The sequence below is a fragment of the Streptomyces atratus genome (genome assembly GCF_040655115.1).
Classification (GTDB): domain Bacteria; phylum Actinomycetota; class Actinomycetes; order Streptomycetales; family Streptomycetaceae; genus Streptomyces; species Streptomyces atratus_D.
In genome coordinates, this window is record NZ_JBFAJH010000035.1 from 77,033 (window position 1) to 83,462 (window position 6,430).

Annotated in this window: 3 protein-coding genes; 2 read left to right on the forward strand and 1 reads right to left on the reverse strand. The window is 70.2% G+C overall.

Going from position 1 to position 6,430, the window contains the following annotated elements; genetic code table 11:
* Positions 1–304: 304 nt before the first annotated feature.
* Complete coding sequence (locus tag AB0I23_RS28995; RefSeq protein WP_359113638.1) at positions 305–4,534, reverse strand: S8 family serine peptidase; 4,230 nt, start codon at positions 4,532–4,534, stop codon at positions 305–307.
* Between the two features lie 91 nt (positions 4,535–4,625).
* On the opposite strand from AB0I23_RS28995, the gene AB0I23_RS29000 reads away from it, so the two are divergent.
* A complete protein-coding gene (locus tag AB0I23_RS29000) occupies positions 4,626–5,588 on the forward strand; it encodes a helix-turn-helix domain-containing protein (RefSeq protein ID WP_359113640.1) in 963 nt (320 codons plus the stop codon).
* 256 nt (positions 5,589–5,844) lie between these two features.
* Positions 5,845–6,246 (forward strand): SMI1/KNR4 family protein, encoded by a 402-nt coding sequence (locus tag AB0I23_RS29005; protein WP_359113642.1) that lies wholly within the window; start codon positions 5,845–5,847, stop codon positions 6,244–6,246.
* Positions 6,247–6,430 lie beyond the last annotated feature (184 nt).

Sequence of the window (6,430 nt, forward strand, 5' to 3'; positions counted from 1 at the left end):
AGAAACCCGCCGCCGGTTCTTCCCGATCGCGGGTGTCAGCCCTCAGGCTTCCGGCCGCAGCAGGGCGTCGGCGCGCTCCCCTTGGCCCAGGCGTTCGGCGCGTACCACTGTGGGTTCATCTCTACACCAAGGCATTGCCGGCCGAAGTACCCCATCCGGGCTGGAAGTCGCACCGAAGCCGCCGCTGAAGCGCACGCGCCGGGCGGCCCGGCCGTCGTGGTCGTTGCGCTGATCCACCGGCCGCGCCAACGCGTGGACCGGGCACCCGGACAGAGGTTCTGTCCGGGTGCCCGGTCCGTAGTGATCAGTGGCGCAGGCTGAGACGGTGCACGCCGCCGTCGAGGGTGCCGACGTAGAGCGTGCGGCCGTCGGGGCTCACGGCCAGTTTGGTGGTGTCGGTGTTCTGCAGGCCGGTGGAGATGTTGTGCCAGCTCAGACCGCGGTCGGTGCTGCGCAGTACGCCGCGGCCGCCCTGCAGGAGGCCGCTGGCCCCGGAACTGGTGGTGGCCGCGTAGAGCGTGTCCTTGACCCGGAGCAGGTCGGAGACATGGATCGCGAGAGCGCCGGTGTCCGCGGTGCGGAAGGTCCGGCCGCCGTCGGTGCTGGTGCGCACGCTCTCGCCGCCGACGACGAGACGCCGTCCGTCGAGGTCGATCGCGGTCACCGGGCCGTCGGCGACCTTAGTGACGGTCACCCCGCCGTCATCAGACCGGTAGAGACCAGCAGTGTTGCCGAGCCACAGGCGCAGCGGATTTGCCGGGTCGCCCGCAATGGTGCCAAAGGAGCGCTCGTGGTAGAGGTTCTTCCACGTCGCACCGCCGTCGCGGGTGGCGAACAGCCCCTGGCCCAGAAGGCTTCGGAAACTGACCATGACCCGGTTCGGGTCGGCGGGGTGAACCAGGAGCGCCGTCGGCACCTCCGCCGAACTGCCCCTCTTCTCCCAGGTGGCACCACCGTCGCCGCTGCGCTCGACGGTGAAGGAGCCGAACGCGGTGCGCCGCACCTTCCAGATCACCTTCGGATCCTTGGCCGACACGGCAAGCTGCGGAACGGTGACGCCCCTCATGCCCTCGCCGCCCGACTGGCCCCACTCCGGGCTCGCGACGGGAAGGGTGGTGCGGTAGACCGCGCTGTCGGTGGCAGCGAGCAGATGGCCGTCACTGACCGCGAGATCGTTGACGGTCAGTCCCTGGACGCCGATCCGCCGATAACCGGTGCCGTCCGCGGCACCCCGGTAGAGACCGTCCTGCTCGCTGGAGACGGTGACGGAACCGTCGGCCCAACGGTCGTAGTCCATCGGTAGCGCTGCGCGCGACGGCGCGGCGACCGTGGTCCATGTCCGCCCGTGGTCGCGGCTGAGACGGCCGCTGCCGGACAGCGTGCTCAGGTACAGGTCGTCACCCGAGATGGTCAGGCGGAGGCCGCCGTTCGTCATGGACAGCAGGGTGGTCCAGGTCTCCCCGCTGTCACGGGAACCGACAATCCCCCGGCCCGGGACATACACCGCCACGACCGAGGAGTCAGCGGCCAGCCCGCCGACGGTCCCGCCGGACGGTTCGAAGAGCGGGCGTGCTTCGCCGGGGTTGCCCGAGCCGATGCCGGATCGGGCCCAGACACCGTGGTACGTCGTCATGTAGAGGGTGTCACCGGTGACCGCGGCAGCGGTTACGGCGCCGGTCACACCGGTCGGATACGTCGTCCAGTGGTCACCCGCGTCCGTGCTGACGAGCAGTGCGTCCGAGGTGACCGCGACCAGGGTGCGGGTCCGTTCATCGGCGACGAGCGCCGCGATGCGGGTGTCCGGGACGTCGAGCGTGCGCCAGGTACGCCCGTTGTCATCGGTGCGCAGGATGGCGCCCCTGCGGCTGCCGTCGTGGACGCTGTTCACGGCGTACCACCAGCGGTCGGGATTCCTCGCGTCCACCACGAGCGGACCCGTGCCGTCCGCGACGGGCAGTCGGCCCAACTGGCGCCAGGAGGCCCCGTTGTCGGTGGTCAGCCAGGGAGCCGCCTTCTGGTACTGGGTGAGGACGGCCTGCTTCGGCCGGCTCGCCGAGAGGGCTACGGAACCCGCCTCGCTGTTGGGGCCGACCGGCTCCCAGCGGTCCCCACGGCTGTCGACCGGGGTGACCTCGAAGGCGCTGGTGCCGGTGAGCAGTTGCCCGGTGGCGGCGGTGCCGCGTACCGAGACCCGGTAGGCGCCGGCCACGCTGCCGGTCACCTGGGCCCGGTAGTAGCCGCTGGCGGGGTCGAGGGTGGAGGTGAGCTCGACGGATTTGCCGCTCGGCGGGGTGACGGTGACGACCGGCGGTGCCCCCAGCCGGGTCGGCGGGGCGATGTGCACGGTCGAGTGGCCGTCGCTCGGGTCGGGTGCGGCCTGAACGGCCAGATGCCGGACGGCGAGCAGGTAGGGCACTCCGATCGCCGGTCCCCGGTCGGGGGTCGCCGTGAGATGGCCGCCGATCTCGGTGTCGGCGGCGGGCCGGGTGACGCGCAGCGAGACCGTGACGGTCGCGGTCCTCCCGGCCGGTACGGTGACCCGGCTCGGCCAGACCTTGGCCGGACCGTCGGTCCGCAATGAGGTCGTGATTGGCCGTTTGCCGGGGTTCTGCAGCGTCACCTTCGCGGCGCCGCCGACCTGACGTCCGGACAGGTCGGCGAGCCCGAACGACAGCGAGGCCGGTGAGGCGCTGACCGTGGCCGAGGCGGCCGCAGCCACATCGAGCCGGCCCGCGCCCCGCGTCGTGGGCCCGGTGCCGCTCAGCGGCTTCGCGGTGCCGATCAGCTCCGCCTTGATCTCGGCGGGCGTCCGGCCGGGGTGCAGCTGGCGCAGCAGGGCCGCGGCACCGGCGACGTGCGGGGCAGCCATCGACGTACCCGACATGCGGTACTGGCCGGGCCCGTAAAGGGACTTGGGTACGGTGGAGCGGATCTCCACACCCGGCGCGACCAGATCGGGCTTCAGACCGAAGCCCTGCGTGGGGCCGCGTGACGAGAACGAGGCGATCCGGTCGACGGTGTCGGTGCCCCGCAGCGTCACCGAGACCTTCCCGGCGGCGAGCCGGGTGGTCAGCTCCTGGTACTGGGTCGAGTCGATGCCCATGACCACCAGGTGGTCCATGCGCAGCGAGTCGCCGGAGGCGTCGATCCGCGCGGGCGATGACGGCACCTCGGCCACTCCGGGCTCGGGGTTCATCTCCGGCGGCCGGACCCCGTCCGGCGCACCGGCGACGAAGACCGGGCCGTCGTTGGAGGGCAAGCCTGCCAGCACAGCGATCGCACCACGCCTCTCCGCCTCCTTCGCCCACTCCACGGCGCTCGCCGTCAGATACCGGGTGTCGGAGGCGATGAGCATCTCGGCCCGTACGATCTTTCCGCGTACGTCACCGACCCGCTTCCAGTCCTCGGCAGTGCCCTTGCCGACATCGACGACCGGAGCCGTGACAGGGTGCTCCGGCGGGTTCGCGGACAGGATGCCGCGGTAGGTCTGGATCAACTCGGGTTTCTGGTCGGCCAGATAGGCGCTGGGCAGCCGCAGATTGCTCGTCGATGCGCCGACCGAGAGCACACCGTCGGCGGTGCCGGGGGTGCTGACCGTACCCGCGCCCGGTCCGTCGTTTCCCGCCGCGGCCACCACGACCACACCGGCTCGTACGGCCGCGGTCGCGGCGCGGCCCAGCGGGTCGGTGCCGTCGCCGGGGCCGCCGAGGCTCATGTTGACGACATCGGCGCGGTGCGGGTTGGCCGGATCGGAGGCCGCCTCGATTCCGGCGATGATGTCCGACGTGTAGCCGGAGCCGTCGGCGTCCATCACCTTGTAGGCGAGCAGATTCGCGCCTGGCGCCACGCCTGTGACGCCGCCCTTCTCAGCCGCCTTGCCCGCGATGATGCCGGCGACGTGGGTGCCGTGGCCGTTGTCGTCCATCGGGTCCTCGTCACCGTTGACGAAGTCGTGTCCGCCGACGACCTTGTTCCCCTTGCCGAGTCCGCCGCCCAGGTCGGGGTGGGTGTAGTCCACGCCGCTGTCCAGGATCGCGACGGTGGTCCCCTTGCCGGTGACGCGGCTTCCGGCCGGGTCCTTGCGCTGCCAGACGCCGGGTGCGCCGATCAGCGGCACGCTCACGTCCGTCTTCGTCAGCACCCTGGTGTCGGGGCGGACGGCGGTGACGCCCGGCAGCGAGGACAGCCGCCCCACTTCGGACGCGGGCACCGTCATCGCCACGGCATCGATGAGCAGACCCAGTTTACGGGTCGCCGAAGGGTGCAGCCCGGCGTTCTTCGCCGAACCGAGGAACGTCTCCTGCCGCGCGTCGAGCGCGCGGCGGGCGGCGCCGACGCCGCGGGCGGCCTCGGCGGACAGCAGCGATCCACCGGGCGCGGCGGTGACCGCCGGGTTCCCGGACAGTTCGACGAGCACTCGTTGCGACGGGTCGGGCGGGGACGCGTTGGCGGCACCCGGTGTCGCCGCCAATGTGCCGGCGAGAACAACGGCGGCGAGGGCGGCATGACGCGATCTTCGTGACTTCATTGCCATGCGTAAAGGTCCTAGTGGTGAGGGCACTTGCCGCACAACTGATCTCCGTGGCCCATTGCTGCCGCTGGCACAACTGGGCCACCATCCCTCCATGACACCCGAGACACCGCAACTCACGGCGGCAGGCATCGATCCGTTCGACGAGAGCGTCTACCGCGCCGTCCTGACCCGGCGGACGGCGGCCCCTGCCGAACTCACCGCGGATCTCGACTGTTCGACCGAGCGCGTCGCCAGGGCGCTGGACCGGCTCCGCGACCACGGGCTGGTCGGCCGGCTCGCCGGCTCCCGTCGCCGGTACGCCGCGATCGAGCCGGGCGCCGCCGTCGAGGCGTTGGTACGGGCCAGAAGCAATGAGCTGGAGCGAGTCCGTTCGGCGGCCGACGAGCTGTCCCGGCTGTTCGCCGCCGCGCGCACCGGCGCGACCTATGAGGACGAGGTGGAGATCACCACCGGCAGCGAGGCGCTCGGCCGTTGGTTCGTCCGCCTTCAGCAGGAGGCTCACGAGGACGTGATGACCCTGGACCGGCCGCCGTACGCCCTGACCACCTCCAACCCGGTGGAGGCGACGGCGCTCGGCCGCGGCGTACGGTACCGTGCGGTCTACGCCCCCGAGGCCCTGGAATGGCCGGGCGTCCTCGACGACATCCGCGAGTTGGTCCGGCACGGCGAACAGGCCCGCGTCCTGCCCGGCCTGGGCATCAAACTCGCCATCGCCGACCGAAAGCTCGCCCTGATGCCGCTCTCCCTCGACCTCAACGACGTCCGCGCAGCGGTGATCCGCCCGTCCACCCTGCTCGACGCCCTTACCGGCTACTGGGAAATGTGCTGGAAGCAGGCTCTGCCCCTCAACGCCCCCGCCGAGGACCCCCTCGGCGAGGAGGACCGACTCGTGCTCACCCTCCTGGTAAGCGGCCTCAAGGACGAGGCGATAGCCCGCCAACTCGGCTGGTCCGTCCGCACCATGCGCCGCCGCATCAGCCGCCTGCACGACCTCCTCGGCGCCGCCAACCGCTTCCAGGCCGGAGTGATCGCCGCCCGCCGCGGCTGGTTGTGAGACAGCACGCCGGCAGCAGGTGGGGCGGCAATGAGCGGATGTGGTCTCGGCACGCGCTACGACGTCGTGTGGCATCCGGCACGGGCACCGTTGTACTCCGGATCTCCGCTTTCAAGCACGCGCACCAAGGACGCCGTGACGGTGCGGCAGCTGTACTGCGAGAACGTTGGTTGTCGCGGCGTACTTTCGCCGAACAGGCAGGTCACCGGGGCAGCCGCCACCACCAGGCATGACCGGCCTTGATAGAAACGGCCTCATGAGTTCGAACGACGCCCGGATCTCGCAGGTCGAGTGCCGCTTCGGAGTCCGATTTCCCGAGGACTACCGACACTTCCTGCCCACGGACGGGATCATGGCCCGGTTCGTTCCTCCTGCGGACGACTACCTGATGATCAATGCCGTTGCGGAGCTCATCGAAGTCAATGAGGCTGGCGACTTCCAGGAACGCTTCCCCGGGAGCGTCGTCATCGACGGGGACGGAAGCCGCGAAATGCTCACCTACGACTTTCGGCAGGAACCCCCGTATCTGCTCCTACTCGACGTCTCCGCTCAAGACTGGTCGTCCGCCATCCACCAGGCACCTTTGTTCTCTGCCCTGCTCGAGCAGTTCCCCGAAACCGGATGGAAATGGGACGACTCTGAGCCCTCGCCCTCCTGACAGGCGTCCTCACGAAATTTGAGCCTGATCCTGCGAGTCGTGAACAAAGCCAGACAGGCCTGTTCGACGCGCGTTGAAAACGTTGATCAGGGGTCAGGAACTGCTCTCGACTAAGTGTCCATGAGTGTCCTTCAGGTGTCACGAGTGTCGTATGATCTGGTGTATGAACCTGACGGAATGGGCG